The sequence below is a fragment of the Mycobacterium intracellulare ATCC 13950 genome, from assembly GCF_000277125.1.
GTDB classification, from domain to species: Bacteria; Actinomycetota; Actinomycetes; order Mycobacteriales; family Mycobacteriaceae; genus Mycobacterium; species Mycobacterium intracellulare.
This window is the reverse complement of sequence record NC_016946.1, coordinates 2,264,208-2,278,843: the sequence shown is the minus strand read 5'-3', so window position 1 is coordinate 2,278,843 and position 14,636 is coordinate 2,264,208. Positions and strand designations below refer to the sequence as shown.

The following is a 14,636-nucleotide window of genomic DNA, read 5'->3' as shown; positions in this document are numbered from 1 at the left end:
CATGCGCACCGTTCACCGCAGGTTGCCGATTTCGTTACGGACGTCATCGAGGTAATCGTCGTAAGCGGCGATGACGTCGTCGAGGTCCAGTTGCGGTGGTAGATCGTCGGGGCGCTGACGCACCGTCAGATAGGCCATGGTCGCGGCGATGACGCGCGCTTCGTCGGCCTCGGGTCCGGCAATGCGCGCGACGACCTCGGGCGTAGCCCGCACCCGGATGGTCACACGTTCCTCGTCCTGGCCGACACGCACGAGGTAATCGTGATCACCGAGCGCTTCGATTACGGGGGTTTCGATATCTTTCATGGCCGCTTCTTACTTCCCGGATGGCTCGTCGCCTGTTTTCCGCCATGGCTGACTGACCCGTAGCGTTGCCGTCCCGATGTGTGCACCTGCACAAAGTCTATTTTAACGATTATAATCCTTTAAAAGAAGACCTGCCGAGCGCGCGACCCGAACAAGGAACAGAAACAATGTGGCGTTGGCCGGCTAACACCCGCAGGGTCGACGCCAAGCGGCCCCCCGTCCTCATTTCGGTTCTGGCTCCGCGACTCCTGAAATGGGTTTCCAAGGCGAACGTGGCTATTTATCGCGCCACCGACGGCCGCCTTGCCGGCCACGAGTTGGGACTCGCACTGTGCCTGTTGACCACGACCGGCCGCAAGAGCGGGTTATCCCGCACCACTCCACTGATATTCATGGCCGACGACGCGCGACTGGTCCTGGTGGCGTCACAGGGCGGTCTGCCCACACACCCAATGTGGTTTCTGAACCTCCGCGCCAACCCCGATGTGCGCGTCCAGATCCGAGCGCAGACTCGCAGCATGCGTGCCCGCGTCGCCGACGAGACGGAACGCACACAACTGTGGCCGCGACTCACCGCGCACAACCCGCGGTGGGCCAGATACCAATCCTGGACCGACCGGGTGATTCCGGTGGTGATCTGCGAACCGACCTAGCCGTCCGCGGGTTCCGTAGTCGGCCCGGCCTTTTCGCTAGACCGGTCAGCGCCGTTCACTCGGCGCGAAGGCTCTTGCGTCCCACCGCCGGGAAAACTAACCGACCCCCCGGCTCAGCCAGCTCACCTCGCCGCCGTCGCCGCCGTCGCGATACGCCTCGAGCGCCTCGTCCCAGGCCGTTCCCAGCACGGAATCCAGTTCGGCGGCCAGGGTGTCGGCGCCCTGGGCCATCATCGCCCGCAGCCGCATCTCCCCGACCATGACGTCGCCGTTGGCGCTCATCGCCCCGCTCCACAGGCCGAGTTGCGGGGTGTGGCTGAACCGATGGCCGTCGACTCCGGGGCTGGGGTCCTCGGTGACCTCGAACCGCAGCACGGACCAGGAGCGCAGCGCGTTGGCCAACTTGGCGCCGGTGCCGACGGGACCGACCCAGTTGGTGACCGCGCGCAGTTGACCGGGCATCGCCGGCTGGGGCGTCCAGTTCAGGTTCGCCTTGGCGCCCAGGGTCGACGACAACGCCCACTCGACATGCGGGCACACCGCCGCCGGCGAAGCGTGCACGTACACCACGCCAGTCGTCACGTCGGCGAATTGATTCGACGCTCGCATTTCCTGCTCCTTCGGTTCCACCAGGGACGTCTTCCCCAACGACCTGTGGACCCGGCAAGCAGGGCAGCTTGCGCGAAATCTTCGATTATTTGTGTGTCGTGCGTGTCTATTGTGCCTTGTGATACCCGTGTTGCGCTAGTGTGCAGTCCGAATTAGCTGTACTCGGCTATCACCGCGTCGGAAATCTCCGGCCACGGCCGCAGCGCCCACTCCCCGAATTCGCGGTCGGTCAGCACCACCAGCGCGAGCTCGATTTCCGGATCTGCCCAGATAAACCCGCCCGCCTGGCCGAAATGGCCGTACGTTCGCGCCGAGTTCCGCGCGCCGGTCCAGTGCGGCGATTTCGCGTCCCGAAGCTCGAATCCGAGCCCCCAGTCATTGGGCCGCTGCACCCCATATCCGGGCAGCACGCCGTCCAGGCCGGGGAACTGCACGGTCGTGGCCTCGGCGTGCAGGCCTGCCGAGACCGTCACCGGGCGCAGCAGGTCCCCGGCGAACGCGGCCAGGTCCGCCACGGTCGACGTCGCGCCGAACCCGGCGGCCACCGCGCCCGCCTCGAGGCGGGTCGCCGCCATGCCCAGCGGCTCGCACACCGCCTCGGCCAGGTAGCGGGCGAAGTCGATGCCGGTCTCGCGTTCGACGGTCTGGCCCAGCACGGTGAAGCCCTGGTTGGAGTAAATGCGGCGGGCGCCGGGCGCGGCCAGCACCTTCTCGGAGTGCATCGACAGGCCCGAGGTGTGCGCCAGCAGGTGGCGGACGGTGGAACCGGGCGGCCCGGCGGGCGTGTCGAGGTCGACGGCGCCCTCCTCGAGGGCGACGTGCACGGCCCGGGCCGCCAGCGGCTTGGTCACCGAGGCCAGCTCGAACACCCGCCCGGGGTCGCCGTGGCCGGCCAGCACGCCGCCCGGCCCGACGACGGCGGCGGCCGCGGCCCCGACCGGCCAGTCGGCCAGCACATCGAGGGGCGCCATCACTTTCGGGCGATGTAGTAGTTGTTGATCGGGTCCGCCTCGATCCCGGCGACCCGCACATCGTCGAACCCGGCGTCGCCGAGCATCGCGACGGCCAGCTGCGTTCCCCACGCGGTGCCCAGCCCGGCGCCGTCGAGCGCGAGCGACACCGTCATGCAGTGCATCAGCGACGTCGTGTACAGGTAGGTGCTCATCGGCACGCCGACGTTCTCCTCCAGCCGGCTCGACGCCTTGATGTCGGCCATCAGCAGGACGCCCCCGGGCCGCAGCGCCCGGTAGATGTTCTCGAGCACCCGCGCCGGCCGGGCCTGATCGTGAATGGCGTCGAACACGGTGATGACGTCGTAGGCTTCGGGCTTGTCCAACTCGGACAGATCGTGGCTTTCGAACGTGGCATTCGTCAGGCCACGGTCGGCGGCCTCGCGGATGCCGGTGGCGATGGCCTGCTCGGAGAAGTCGATCCCGGTGAAGCGGCTCGCCGGAAACGCCTGTGCCATCACGTTGACGGCGTGGCCGCTGCCGCAGCCGAAGTCGGCCACGTCGGCGCCGGCGCGCAGCCGCTCGACGAGGCCGTCCACCAACGGCAGCACGACGTCGACGAGCGAGGCGTCGTACATCGCGCCGCTCTCCTCGGCCATCAGCTGGTGGAAGCGCGGGAATTCGCTGTAGGGCAGGCCGCCGCCCGCGCGGAAGCAGCCGATGATCTTCTGCTCGACCTCGCCGAGCAGCGGCAGGAATTGGGCCACCACGGCGAGGTTTTGGGGCCCGGCGGCGCGGGTCAGCACGCCGGCGCGGTGCGCGGGCAGCGAGTAGGTGGCGGTGTCGGCGTCGTACTCCACCACGCGCCCGGTGGTCATGCCGCCCAGCCACTCGCGGACGTAGCGCTCGTCGAGCCCGGCGGCGTCGGCGATCTGCGCGCTGGTCGACGGCGGCAGGCCGGCCATGGTGTCGAGCAGGCCGGTCTGGTGCCCGATGCTCAACAGGATTGTGAGGCTGGCACCGTCGAGGGTCGCGGCGATGCGTTCGGTGAATTCTTCGGTGGTCTCCCTGGCCGTCACGCCCTGCGACGCTACACCGGCCCGATGGGCGGACGGCCCGCCGCGAGATGTATGGCGGCGATCAGTAGGTTGGAGCCCATGAGTCAGACAGTGCGCGGCGTGATTTCACGCGAGAAGGGCGAGCCCGTCGAGTTGGTCGACATCGTCGTCCCGGACCCCGGGCCGGGTGAGGCTCTCGTCGACGTGATCGCCTGCGGGGTGTGCCACACCGACCTGACCTACCGCGAGGGCGGCATCAACGACGAGTACCCGTTTTTGCTCGGCCACGAGGCCGCCGGCCGGGTCGAGGCCGTCGGGCCGGACGTGACCGCCGTGGCGCCGGGCGACTTCGTGATCCTGAATTGGCGCGCGGTGTGCGGGCAGTGCCGGGCCTGCAAGCGCGGGCGACCGCACCTGTGCTTCGACACCTTCAACGCCACCCAGAAGATGACGCTGACCGACGGCACCGAGCTGACGCCCGCGCTGGGCATCGGGGCGTTCGCCGACAAGACGCTGGTGGCCGCCGGCCAGTGCACCAAGGTCAATCCCGAGGCCGACCCCGCGGTCGCGGGTCTGCTGGGCTGCGGCGTGATGGCCGGACTGGGCGCGGCGATCAACACCGGCGCCGTCACCCGGGACGACACCGTCGCGGTGATCGGCTGCGGCGGGGTGGGCGATGCCGCGATCGCCGGGGCGGCGCTGGTGGGCGCGCGGCGCATCATCGCCGTGGACACCGACAACACCAAGCTGGACTGGGCCCGCAAGTTCGGCGCCACGCACACCGTCAACGCCCGCGAACTCGATGTGGTCACCACCATCGCCGACCTCACCGACGGGTTCGGCGCGAACGTGGTGATCGACGCGGTGGGCCGCCCCGAAACCTACAAGCAGGCCTTCTACGCGCGCGATCTCGCCGGAACCGTTGTGCTGGTGGGTGTTCCGACCCCCGACATGACGCTGGAAATGCCCTTGGTGGACTTCTTCAGCCACGGCGGCTCGCTGAAGTCGTCGTGGTACGGCGACTGCCTGCCCGAACGCGACTTCCCCACGCTGATCGACCTGTACCTGCAGGGCCGGCTCCCGCTCGAGCAGTTCGTCTCCGAACGCATCGGGCTCGGCGACATCGAGGAGGCGTTCCACAAGATGCACCGCGGCGAAGTGCTGCGCTCGGTGGTGGTGCTCTGATGGCGGCGATCGAACGCCTGGTCACCCACGGAACGTTCGAACTCGACGGCGGCAGTTGGGAAGTCGACAACAACATCTGGATCGTCGGCGACGACTCCGACGTCGTGGTGTTCGACGCCGCGCACGCCGCCGAGCCCATCCTGGCCGCGGTCGGTCAGCGCAACGTCGTCGCGGTGGTCTGCACCCACGGGCACAACGACCACGTCACGGTGGCCCCCGAACTCGGCGCGGCCCTGGACGCGCCGGTCCTGCTGCACCCCGGCGACGACGTGTTGTGGCGAATGACCCACCCGGACAAGGACTTCCGCACGATCGCCGACGGCGACACGATCGACATCGCCGGCACCGAGCTGCTGGCTCTGCACACGCCGGGGCACTCCCCCGGCTCGGTGTGCTGGTTCGCCCCCGAGCTCGGTGTGGTGTTCAGCGGGGACACCCTGTTCTCCGGCGGGCCGGGCGCCACGGGGCGTTCCTATTCGGATTTCCCGACCATCCTGCAGTCGATCTCCGGGCGGCTGGGCACCCTGCCCGGCGATACCGTGGTGCACACCGGCCACGGCGACAGCACCACCATCGGTGACGAGATCGTGCACTACGAGGAATGGGTGGCGCGCGGCCACTGACATCGCCCGGCCCGCTCGCCACGCCGAACTGACCACCAGCCCAACCACTATCGTTGCCCTATGCAGCCTGAACCGCCGATGCCCGAATCGAGCATTGTGGTCCGCCCCGAGCCGACCTTCAGCGAGGCGTCGCGGCTGCGGGCGGCCGGGTTGGCGAAGGCGATCGCGGTGTTCGAGCGGGCCGCCGAACAGGTTGCGCTGCCCCGGTCTCCACAGCCGATGGTCCTCGCCGACTACGGCGCCGCCAACGGCCACAATTCGCTGCGGCCGCTGTCGGCGGCCATCGCGGTGTTGCGCCGGCGCACCAGCCACGACCACGCAATCCTGGTGGCGCACACCGACGTACCGCGCAACGACTTCACGGCGCTGTTCGGCACGGTGGCCGACGACCCCGAAAGCTACCTGCACCTCGACGGGGCCACGTTCACCTCGGCGATCGGCCGGTCCTTCTACAACCAGATCGTCCCGTCCAAGACCGTCAACCTGGGCTGGACGTCCTGGGCGACGCAGTGGCTGAGCCGAACGCCCTGCGAGGTGCCCGATCACGTGCACGTCTCGTGCACCGCCGACGACGCGGTGCGATCCGCCTATTCCGACCAGGCCGCCCTGGACTGGCACAACTTCGTGGCGTTCCGCGGGCGCGAATTGGCGCCCGAGGGCCGGCTGGTGGCGCTGACGCTGGCGGCCGACGAGGACGAGACGGCGGGCTTCGCGCCGCTGCTCGACGCGATCGTCGGCGCGCTGGACGAGCAGCGACGCGACGGCCTGCTGAGCCCAGATGAGCTGCGGCGCATGACAATTCCCACCTTTGCCCGCACCGAGAAGGATTTTCGCGCGCCGTTCGCGCCCAAGGGGCGGTTCGAAGGGCTGATGATCGAGCACCTCGAGATCTTCAACGCCGAGGATCGATTCTGGGCCCGCTTCCAGTCCGACCACGACGCCCACGCCTTCGGCGCCCAGTGGGCCGCCTTCGCGCGGTCCGCGCTGTTCCCCGCCCTGGTGCGCGCGCTCGACGGCGGCATCCACGACCCACGGGCCGGGCAGTTCGTCGAGCAGCTGCAGGCCGCGGTCGCCGAGCGGCTGTCCAGCGCACCCGAGCCGATGCGGATCCCGCAGGCCCTGGTTGTGCTGGTCAAGGGCGACGGGGCGCGCTGAGGAGAGTTTCGGCACAGCCGCGCAACGGGTAATCCCCCGCCATCGTCGAATCTGCGATGCAAGGGGGTAGATGCATGAGCGTGCAGGACGACAAATCGTCCGGTCAGGACGACGAGCAACGACTGACCGAGAAGCCGGAGCCGGACGAGGACGACAAAGAAGAGGCCGCCAAGATGATGGAGGCCTACAAGGACAAGCCCACGATCGTGCTGCCCGGCACCGGCGGGAGCGTGTCCGGCACCGCCGTCAACGAATGGTTGGACGAGGACGGTAACCCGAAGCATGAAGTCGCCGAGGGCACGGACTCCCAGGCCAAGGACGACGACGGCCGCGAGCAGAAGGATCTGCAGGACCAGATCGAGAAGGACAAGGCCCTCAACGAGGTGCTGAGGGAAGCCGCCACCGCGGAGAACAAAGGCGAAAAACGTATCACCGAAAGGTAATTCGTGTACCGGCCCCCGGTGGCGGGTAAGGGTCGTTCAGCGGGCGGGTAACGGCCCGAGTGCGTTGACGCCCAGGCCGCCCTGGATCTCCTGAAGGATCTGGTTGACCCGGTCGAGCCCGGGGATGGGCTCGTTGAGCCCGGGAATCGGTGGAATGGGCGGGACGGCCACGCGGCGCGGAGCTGCCGGGCGCGGGGGCGGGGCCGCCTGGGGAGTCGCCCGCGGCGTCGTGGTCATCGGCGTCTCGGTCTCGGCCGGCGGGTTGGTGTCGGAGGTCGACGGCACCGGGACGTCCACGGGCCCGGGTTGCGCGGTCGCGCTCGCGGGCGCCGGCGGCGTGCTTGTCACCGCCGGGGCGGGTGTCGTCGCCGATTTGTCCGGCGGGTTCAGCCCGACCGCCAGCGCGGCCCCCACCAGCAGCACCGCCGCGGCGGTGACCAGGACGGCGGCCGCCGGCAGCAGGCGCCACCGGGCGAACAGCCCCTTGCGCCGCGCGGCCGGGGCGGCGATCCGGGTGGTCGGTGCCTCCGCGTCACCGGCCGGCATGACGCGCGACTGGTGGGCCGTGGCCGACCAGGCCCGGATCGGCATCGGCGTTGGGCCCGCGGGCGGCAGTTGGGTTGTCGCGGTGCGGTCGGGCCTCGCCGCCCGAGCCGTCGCGGTCGCGGGGGCGGCGGGCACGGCGGGCGCCGCGGACGTCGCATCGCCGGCGCCGCGCGCCACCCGCAGCGCGGCGCCGACCGCCGCGGTGAGTTGGGGCCGCGGCGTGGTGGCGACCGGGACACGGAGATGCCGCGCCAGCGTGGTCGTGATGGCCGGGAGGTTCGCCCCGCCCCCCGACGACACCACCGCGACGAGGTCGCGGATTCCGTTGCGCGCCAACGTTTCATCCAGCCGCGCGAGGAAGCCGGTCAGCGCCGGTCGGATCGCGTCGTCGAGTTCGTGTCGGGCGAGCCGGATTTCACCTTGCGCCCCGGTCAGCCCATTGGTCAGCGTCGTCGCGGCGCTCGAGGACAGCTGTTCCTTGGCGATCCGGCACCCGGTGCGCAGCCGGCTCAGCGAGCCGATCGCCGCCGTGCCCGTCGGGAACGCGCCGGTGGTCGGCATGTTGGCCACCACGACGCCCAGCAGCGCCTGGTCGATCAGGTCGCCGGAGAAGTCGCGGTGCCGCACGGTCGGCGCCACCGCCCGGTAGTCACCGTCGGCGTCCATCAACGTGATGCTGGTGCCGCTGCCGCCGAAATCGCACACCGCGACGGTCCCGCGCGCCGGTATGCCCGGGTTGGTCCGCACGGCGAGCAGCGTCGCGGCCGCGTCGGGAATCAACAGGATCGGGCGCGCGCGCCCCGACCATTCGGGGATTTCGCCCAGGGCGGCGCCCAGGGCCTCCACCGCCGGCGACTCCCAATGGGCCGGGTAGGTGACCGCGACGTCGTCGGGCAGCGGGCGTCCGCCGGTCGCGGCGTAGGCCAGCGCCCGCAACCCGTCGGCGAGCAACACCTCGCCGCGGTGCACCGAGCCGTCGGGGGCCACGACGCCGCGCGGGTCGCCGACGCGGTTCACGAAGCCGGTGAGCACCACGCCCGGCCCCTGCAGGCGGGGGTTTTCGGCGGGGATGCCGATCTCGGCGGGCCGGTCCGGATACAGGGTCAGGACGGGTTTGCGGGTGATGGCGTTATCGGAGGTCGCGGCCGCCAGGTTGGTGACACCGATCGATAGGCCCAGTGCGGTCCCAGCTCCATTGGCCATAGTTCCATCCCCGTTGTTCGCAGCACCAATTCGCATCCGGCTAGCCGCTATTGTGCCGCCAAATCCTGTATCGCGTGTCGGTGGCGGCTATGTGACGGCTGTGCGCCGGTCAGCGAATGTTGCCGGCCCCGGCGATGAGTGGCAGGTCGAGCGGGGTGACCCAGCCCGGCCGCAGGTCGTTGACCGCCGGCACGGCGTTGAGGGCCCGCAACCCGGTGGCCAGGCAGCCGGCCGCGGCGGCGTCGCGGCCGGAGCCGTCGGTGAACCGGAACGCGGTCTCCTGGAAGATGCTCGGGGTCCCCTCGATGTCCACGCGGTAGACGTCGTTGTCGTGGCCCCGCGGCCAGTCCGGGGCGGCGTCGAGTCCGATGCGGTTGACGTGTTCGAGCTGGATGCGGGTCTCGCCCTGGTAGACGCCGTTGATGGTGAACCGGACGGCGGCGACGTGGCCGGGCTTGATGACGCCGCGGGCCGAGTTGCGCTCCGTCGGTGTCACCCACTTGTCCCAGGTGGTGGTGATCTCGTCGAGCATGATGCCGGCGGCGTGGGCGATCATCGGGACGGTGGCGCCCCACGCGAAGATCAGCATGTCGCGGTCCTGCAGCATCGGCGTGAATTCGGGCTCGCGACCGATGCCCATCTCGAATTCGTAGTCACCCTCGTAGTTGGTGTAGTCCAGCAGTTCGGACGCGCGCACCCGCCGCACCTCCGACGTCAGGCCCATCAACGTCATCGGGAAGAGGTCGTTGGCGAATCCGGGGTCGATGCCGGTGGTGAAGCAGGACGACTCACCCAGTTCGCAGGCCTCGGTGATCGGCTCGATCCAGTTCGGCGGGTTCAGGTGCATCGTCGGCCACACCCACGGGGTCATCGCCGTCGAGCACACGTCGATGCCGGCCCGCAGGAACCGGGTGATCAGCCCGATGTTCTCTTTGGCGTGCATGGCCGTCGGGCCGTAATGCACCAGCGCATCGGGCTTCAGGGCGATCAGGGCGTCGATGTCGTCGGTCGCGAGAATGCCCACCTTCTCGCCCATTCCGCAGATCTCGCCGACGTCGCGGCCGACCTTGTTCGGGTTGCTGACGCCGACGCCCACCAACTCGAACGAGGCGTGTTTGACGATCTCGGGGATCACCATCTTGCCGACGAAGCCGGTGCCGAACACCACCACGCGCTTTGAGCCGTGTCCCGCCATGCCTTTACGCCACCTTTCCACTCACCAGCCCCCGCTTGGAACTTCACATTAAGCTTCCCTACCGTCGCCCGTGGTGACACGATGCAATTCATGACGAAGCACCTCACCGGACCTGCGATCGTGTTGGCCGTCGGTTTAGGGTTCGCGAATGCCGGCGGCGTGGCCCACGCGCTGCCCCAGATGCCGCAGATCCGCTACGAGGTCAACGGGCCCGCGGTCGCCGAATTCATCTACTACCAAACCGACACCGGGCAGCTGCATCAGGTGAATGCGCCGCTGCCGTGGTCGACGGAGTTCACCGGGTTCGGTGGCGAGGTGTTCACGATCAGCGCGCAGGGGCCCGGCCCCATCTCCTGCAAGATCTTGGTCGACGGCAACGTGGTCAGCGCGGCGACGGCCACGGTCGGCACGCCCGCCCGAACGGTCTGCACCCACTGACCGTGCCGCCCCCGCACGACACGAGGAGGTCTAGGTGAGCCTCAAGACGGGTCCCAAAAAGGGCCTGGCGGCGCAGACGAACGGGGCGCCGCCGCCCGAGATCCCGCTGGCCGACATCCACCTCGAGTCGCTGGACTTCTGGGCGCTCGACGACGACGTCCGCGACGGCACCTTCGCCACCCTGCGCCGCGAGGCGCCGATCTCGTTCTGGCCCGCGGTCGAGTACGAGGGGTTCGAGCCGGGCAACGGGCACTGGGCGCTGACCAAGCATGACGATGTGTATTTCGCGAGCCGTCATCCGGACATCTTCAGCTCCAGCCCCAACATCACGATCAACGACAACACCCCGGAGATCAGCGAGTACTTCGGCTCGATGATCGTGCTCGACGATCCGCGGCACCAGCGGCTGCGCTCGATCGTCAGTCGCGCGTTCACCCCGAAAGTGGTGGCGCGCATCGAGGCGTCGGTCCGCGAGCGGGCCCGGCGGCTGGTCGCCTCGCTGATCGCGAACCATCCCGACGGGGAGGCCGAGCTGGTCGGCGAGCTCGCCGGTCCGCTGCCGCTGCAGGTCATCTGCGACATGATGGGCATCCCGGAGGAGGACCATCAGCGAATCTTCCACTGGACCAACGTGATTCTCGGGTTCGGCGACCCCGACCTGGCCACGGACTTCGGGGAGTTCCTTCAGGTGTCGATGGACATCGGCGCCTACGCCAGCGCGCTCGCCGAGGACCGGCGTTCGAATCACCACGACGACCTGACCACCAGCCTGGTGGAGGCCGAGGTCGACGGGGAACGGCTCACGTCGGCCGAGATCGCGTCGTTCTTCATCCTGTTGGTGGTGGCCGGCAACGAGACGACGCGCAATGCGATCAGCCACGGCGTGCTGGCGCTGTCGCGCTACCCCGCCGAGCGGGACAAGTGGTGGTCCAACTTCGACCGCCTGACGCCCACCGCCGTCGAGGAGATCGTGCGCTGGGCGTCCCCGGTGATCTACATGCGCCGCACGCTGACCCGGGACTTCAAGCTGTCCGGCACCAAGATGAAGGCCGGCGACAAGGTCACGCTGTGGTACAACTCGGCCAATCGCGACGAGTCGACGTTCGACAATCCCTGGCTTTTCGACGTCGCGCGCACCCCCAATCCCCATTTCGGCTTCGGCGGCGGGGGCGCGCATTTCTGCCTGGGCGCCAACCTGGCTCGTCGCGAAATCCGGGTGGTCTTCGACGAATTGCGCCGCGAGATCCCCGACATCGTCGCGACGGACGAGCCCGCGCGGCTGCTGTCGCAGTTCATTCACGGCATCAAGACCCTGCCGGTCGCCTGGACTCCCCCGCGGTAGGTCGCCTCTAATCGCGAGGTCGTGGGCTTACGCTGACCACGTGACCATCCCCGCGTTCCCGCCGCCCGAGGTGCTGGCCGCGCGCCAGAAGCTCGTGCTCGACCACTTTCATGACGAGGTCCGCCAGGCGTGGGACGACGTCTTGGCGACGTTCCCGCATCCGCGCTACGAGTTGATCCCCCAGATGCTCGTGCACGACGGCGATGCGGCGGTGCGCGGCTACTACGCCGAGACCCGCACGGCGTTTCCCGACCAGGATCACGAAATCATCGCGCTGCGGCACAGCGCCGACGCGGTGATCGTCGAATTCTGGCTGATGGGCACCCACCGCGGCTACCTGGGCAAGGTCCCGCCGACCGGCAGCCGATTCCGTGTCCGCATGACCGCCTACTTCGTCTTCGACGACACCGAAACCCTTGTCTGCGAACGCATTTACTTCGACAGCCTGACCATGGTCAAACAGCTCCTGGGCGGGCTGGACATGAGGAAACCGGTGAACTGGTGGCTGGCCGCGCGCTGCGTGCGCGGGTTCCTATCGATGTCGTCGGCAAAACCGGACCCGGCGCTGACCAACACCTCCTAAACTCCACCGCTAAGAGCAACGGAGGCTGCGATGCGCACTTCACCCCTTCACCCGGTGGGCGTCCTCGTCGTCGCGGCCATGTTGGGCCCCTGCGCCGCCGCCATCGCCGCTCCGCTGCCGCCCGGCTCGCACACCGAGAAATGGATCGACCTGCGGGCCGGTGAGTGCGTGGCCGACCTGCCGCCGGCCGACGGCAGCCGCGTCGACGTCACCGTCGTCGACTGCGCGACAGCGCATTTGGCCGAGGTGTATCTGCGTGCCCCGATGGCAGTCGACACCGCCATCGCCGCCGTCGCCACCAAGGACTGCGCCGCCGGACTCGCCCCCTACACCGGGCAATCCGTTGACGCCGGCCGGTTTTCGATCACCTATCTGATCGACTCGAACCAGGACCGCACCGGCGCCAACCCCACCCCGAGCACCGTCATCTGCTTGCTGCAGTCCGCCAACGGGCAACCGTTGACCGGATCCGCGCGCCGCTGAGGCGCTAGGCGATCACGTAGTCGCTGAGCGGGAAGGTCTGCGCTTCGCGCACCGAATTGAGCGTCGACGTGGGCCGCAGCAGCGACGCCTCACCGCTGGGGCTGAAGTAGTACGACCGCGACGTGGCGCAGTCGCCGCTGTAGAACACCGAACTGTCCAGCAGTTTGGTCATGCGCTCCATGAACCGGTCGTTGGCTTCCTCGGTCACCTCGAACGTCGTCGCGCCCCGGCGCTTGACCTCGCCGAGCAGCCGGTCCATGTGCCGCATCTGGTATTCGATGGTGTGGAAGAAGGACAGTCCGGAGAAGGCGAACGGGCTCGCCAGGCCCAGATAGTTCGGGAAGTACGGCACGGAGACGCCCTGGTAGGCCTGGAACCTGGTCTCGCGCCACCACTTACCGAGATTGCGGCCCTTGCGGCCGATCACCTCGATGGCCGGGAAGTTGGCCTCCCACAGGTCGAAACCGGTCGCCAGGACCAGGGTGTCGATGACGGTCTTGCGCCCGTCGGTGGTGACGATGCCGTCCGGCTCGATCCGCTCGATCGAGTTGGTCTCCAGGCGCACGTGCGGCTTGGCGAACGCGGGATAAAAGCTGTTGGACAGGGTGGGCCGTTTGCAGCCGCAGTCGTAGTCCGGGGTGAACTTGGCCCGCAGATCCTTGTCCCGGATCCACCGGAATCGGTTGATCTTGGCCAGGTCGGCGGCCGAGATGTTGCCGCGCCCCCGCGATTCCCGATAGTGCAGCGCCCCGACGACCATGATGATTTCCAGGATGATGTCGGTGACCCACCGCAGCGCGCGCTGCGAGGCCGGCAGCCGGGCGAACAGGCGTCGCACCGCCTGCGGGAACTCGAAGTCGGGCTTGGGCATGATGTGGGTCGCGGTGCGCTGGTAGACGGTCAGCTCGCCGGCCTGCTTGGCAAGCTCGGGAATGAGCTGAACCGCCGAGGCGCCGGTCCCGATGACCGCGATGCGGCGGCCCGTGTAGTCGTAGTCGTGGTCCCAGGCCGTGGTGTGGACGATCTTGCCCTCGAAGCCGGTGATGCCGGGGATGTCCGGCAGGCGCGGCTGGGACAGGAAGCCGGTCGCGGTGATCAGGAAGCGGGTGGTCAGGTTTTCGCCGCCGGCCAGCGTCACCCGCCAGACCGCGGCGTCCTCGTCCCACTCGGCGCCTTCGACGGTGGTGTTGAACCGCATGTGGCGGCGCACGTCGTACTTGTCGGCGACGTCGGCCGCATAGGCCTTGACCTCGGCGCCCGGCGCAAACAACCGTGACCACCCGGGATTGGGCTCGAACCAGTACGAGTACGTGGTGGAGGGGATGTCGACGGCGATGCCCGGGTAGTGATTGACATGCCAGGTGCCACCCAGGTCATCCTCTCGGTCGAGGATGACGAAGTTCTCAAAACCGAGGCGCTTGAGCTGAATTGCGGCGCCGATGCCGCCGAAACCTGCGCCTATGATGATCGCGTCGAAACGGTCCGTTTTCACAGCCTTGCTCCGTGCTACCTGTTTCCATACTTAACGAATCATAAGCTTTCCCTAAGATACGTCACTCTAATAGGGCGCCACGCCGAGCGCACCTGAGCGTTGCCCGTATGTGACCATGCCGACACCTGTGCGCCCGCTCAGCATTTTCGGCTCACGCGGAAACCAATTCGCCGCACCGGCGTCCTCATCGCGGGGCCGGAGGCAATCCCATTCGGTCCCGCGCGGGTTGCGTCGCGCGCGCGGGTCGTCGTCGCGGCCCGATATCACCGAGTGGTGTTGAACGGAAAAGAGATCGAAGGTTACACCGCCGAAACCCGTTTCGCCCGTTGCCATGTCGCCGCCCCTCTGATTGGCAGAGTCCCGCGATCTGCG

Annotated in this window: 17 protein-coding genes; 9 read left to right on the top strand and 8 right to left on the bottom strand. The window is 68.6% G+C overall.

Going from position 1 to position 14,636, the window contains the following annotated elements; all coding sequences use genetic code 11:
- Positions 1 to 12: 12 nt before the first annotated feature.
- Positions 13 to 306 (bottom strand): hypothetical protein, encoded by a 294-nt coding sequence (locus tag OCU_RS35655; RefSeq protein ID WP_009957848.1) that lies wholly within the window; start codon positions 304 to 306, stop codon positions 13 to 15.
- Positions 307 to 473: 167 nt separating this feature from the next.
- Between OCU_RS35655 and OCU_RS35650 the strand changes: the two genes are divergently transcribed.
- Complete coding sequence (locus tag OCU_RS35650; RefSeq protein WP_009957846.1) at positions 474 to 959, top strand: nitroreductase family deazaflavin-dependent oxidoreductase; 486 nt, start codon at positions 474 to 476, stop codon at positions 957 to 959.
- Between the two features lie 96 nt (positions 960 to 1,055).
- Here the strand turns inward: OCU_RS35650 and OCU_RS35645 are convergent, their stop codons facing one another.
- From OCU_RS35645 to OCU_RS35635, 3 genes are all read right to left on the bottom strand, one after another.
- The gene (locus OCU_RS35645; protein ID WP_008255895.1) at positions 1,056 to 1,568 is read right to left on the bottom strand and encodes a DUF3145 domain-containing protein; all 513 of its coding nucleotides are present in this window, start codon (positions 1,566 to 1,568) and stop codon (positions 1,056 to 1,058) included.
- Positions 1,569 to 1,720: 152 nt separating this feature from the next.
- Positions 1,721 to 2,539 (bottom strand): serine hydrolase domain-containing protein, encoded by an 819-nt coding sequence (locus OCU_RS35640; RefSeq protein WP_014379914.1) that lies wholly within the window; start codon positions 2,537 to 2,539, stop codon positions 1,721 to 1,723.
- Entirely contained in the window at positions 2,539 to 3,597 is a 1,059-nt protein-coding gene (locus tag OCU_RS35635) for a class I SAM-dependent methyltransferase (RefSeq protein ID WP_008255885.1), read from the bottom strand. The genes OCU_RS35640 and OCU_RS35635 overlap by 1 nt, the downstream gene beginning before the upstream one ends.
- A 78-nt stretch (positions 3,598 to 3,675) precedes the next feature.
- Here OCU_RS35635 and OCU_RS35630 point away from each other — a divergent pair, with 78 nt between their 5' ends.
- From OCU_RS35630 to OCU_RS35615, 4 genes are all read left to right on the top strand, one after another.
- On the top strand, positions 3,676 to 4,761 hold the full coding sequence (locus OCU_RS35630; RefSeq protein WP_041787048.1) for an S-(hydroxymethyl)mycothiol dehydrogenase: 1,086 nt from the start codon (positions 3,676 to 3,678) through the stop codon (positions 4,759 to 4,761).
- Entirely contained in the window at positions 4,761 to 5,384 is a 624-nt protein-coding gene (locus OCU_RS35625; RefSeq protein WP_014379912.1) for an MBL fold metallo-hydrolase, read from the top strand. Before OCU_RS35630 ends, OCU_RS35625 begins: the two co-directional genes overlap by 1 nt.
- Before the next feature lie 60 nt (positions 5,385 to 5,444).
- Positions 5,445 to 6,539 (top strand): class I SAM-dependent methyltransferase, encoded by a 1,095-nt coding sequence (locus tag OCU_RS35620; protein ID WP_008255876.1) that lies wholly within the window; start codon positions 5,445 to 5,447, stop codon positions 6,537 to 6,539.
- A gap of 74 nt (positions 6,540 to 6,613) precedes the next feature.
- Complete coding sequence (locus tag OCU_RS35615; protein ID WP_008255874.1) at positions 6,614 to 6,982, top strand: hypothetical protein; 369 nt, start codon at positions 6,614 to 6,616, stop codon at positions 6,980 to 6,982.
- Positions 6,983 to 7,018: 36 nt separating this feature from the next.
- Here the strand turns inward: OCU_RS35615 and OCU_RS35610 are convergent, their stop codons facing one another.
- Entirely contained in the window at positions 7,019 to 8,731 is a 1,713-nt protein-coding gene (locus OCU_RS35610; protein WP_014379911.1) for an Hsp70 family protein, read from the bottom strand.
- A 109-nt stretch (positions 8,732 to 8,840) separates the two neighbouring features.
- The gene (locus OCU_RS35605) at positions 8,841 to 9,926 is read right to left on the bottom strand and encodes an NAD(P)H-dependent amine dehydrogenase family protein (protein WP_041787047.1); all 1,086 of its coding nucleotides are present in this window, start codon (positions 9,924 to 9,926) and stop codon (positions 8,841 to 8,843) included.
- Positions 9,927 to 10,016: 90 nt separating this feature from the next.
- Here OCU_RS35605 and OCU_RS35600 point away from each other — a divergent pair, with 90 nt between their 5' ends.
- From OCU_RS35600 to OCU_RS35585, 4 genes are all read left to right on the top strand, one after another.
- Entirely contained in the window at positions 10,017 to 10,364 is a 348-nt protein-coding gene (locus tag OCU_RS35600; RefSeq protein ID WP_026071561.1) for an MmpS family transport accessory protein, read from the top strand.
- A gap of 34 nt (positions 10,365 to 10,398) precedes the next feature.
- A complete protein-coding gene (locus OCU_RS35595) occupies positions 10,399 to 11,706 on the top strand; it encodes a cytochrome P450 (protein ID WP_014379909.1) in 1,308 nt (435 codons plus the stop codon).
- 40 nt (positions 11,707 to 11,746) lie between these two features.
- Positions 11,747 to 12,289, top strand: a complete 543-nt coding sequence (locus tag OCU_RS35590) for an ester cyclase (RefSeq protein WP_014379908.1) — start codon at positions 11,747 to 11,749, stop codon at positions 12,287 to 12,289.
- Between the two features lie 78 nt (positions 12,290 to 12,367).
- On the top strand, positions 12,368 to 12,772 hold the full coding sequence (locus tag OCU_RS35585) for a septum formation family protein (protein WP_225337581.1): 405 nt from the start codon (positions 12,368 to 12,370) through the stop codon (positions 12,770 to 12,772).
- Positions 12,773 to 12,776: 4 nt separating this feature from the next.
- On the opposite strand, the gene OCU_RS35580 is transcribed toward OCU_RS35585, so the two are convergent.
- Both OCU_RS35580 and OCU_RS50405 read right to left on the bottom strand, forming a co-directional pair.
- Positions 12,777 to 14,264 carry a flavin-containing monooxygenase gene (locus tag OCU_RS35580; protein ID WP_014379906.1) on the bottom strand — a complete coding sequence of 496 codons (1,488 nt, stop codon included), beginning with the start codon at positions 14,262 to 14,264 and terminating at the stop codon, positions 12,777 to 12,779.
- A 66-nt stretch (positions 14,265 to 14,330) separates the two neighbouring features.
- Positions 14,331 to 14,597, bottom strand: a complete 267-nt coding sequence (locus tag OCU_RS50405) for a hypothetical protein (RefSeq protein ID WP_014379905.1) — start codon at positions 14,595 to 14,597, stop codon at positions 14,331 to 14,333.
- Positions 14,598 to 14,636 lie beyond the last annotated feature (39 nt).

Bases quoted from the DNA above. Each gene is read 5' to 3' on its own strand.
- OCU_RS35655 (WP_009957848.1), bottom strand. From the start codon at position 306: ATGAAAGATATCGAAACCCCCGTAATCGAAGCGCTCGGTGATCACGAT.
- OCU_RS35620 (WP_008255876.1), top strand. From the start codon at position 5,445: ATGCAGCCTGAACCGCCGATGCCCGAATCGAGCATTGTGGTCCGCCCC.
- OCU_RS35610 (WP_014379911.1), bottom strand. From the start codon at position 8,731: ATGGCCAATGGAGCTGGGACCGCACTGGGCCTATCGATCGGTGTCACC.
- OCU_RS35605 (WP_041787047.1), bottom strand. From the start codon at position 9,926: ATGGCGGGACACGGCTCAAAGCGCGTGGTGGTGTTCGGCACCGGCTTC.
- OCU_RS35585 (WP_225337581.1), top strand. From the start codon at position 12,368: ATGTTGGGCCCCTGCGCCGCCGCCATCGCCGCTCCGCTGCCGCCCGGC.
- OCU_RS35630 (WP_041787048.1), top strand. From the start codon at position 3,676: ATGAGTCAGACAGTGCGCGGCGTGATTTCACGCGAGAAGGGCGAGCCC.
- OCU_RS35645 (WP_008255895.1), bottom strand. From the start codon at position 1,568: ATGCGAGCGTCGAATCAATTCGCCGACGTGACGACTGGCGTGGTGTAC.
- OCU_RS35650 (WP_009957846.1), top strand. From the start codon at position 474: ATGTGGCGTTGGCCGGCTAACACCCGCAGGGTCGACGCCAAGCGGCCC.
- OCU_RS35600 (WP_026071561.1), top strand. From the start codon at position 10,017: ATGACGAAGCACCTCACCGGACCTGCGATCGTGTTGGCCGTCGGTTTA.
- OCU_RS35640 (WP_014379914.1), bottom strand. From the start codon at position 2,539: ATGGCGCCCCTCGATGTGCTGGCCGACTGGCCGGTCGGGGCCGCGGCC.
- OCU_RS35625 (WP_014379912.1), top strand. From the start codon at position 4,761: ATGGCGGCGATCGAACGCCTGGTCACCCACGGAACGTTCGAACTCGAC.
- OCU_RS50405 (WP_014379905.1), bottom strand. From the start codon at position 14,597: ATGGCAACGGGCGAAACGGGTTTCGGCGGTGTAACCTTCGATCTCTTT.
- OCU_RS35615 (WP_008255874.1), top strand. From the start codon at position 6,614: ATGAGCGTGCAGGACGACAAATCGTCCGGTCAGGACGACGAGCAACGA.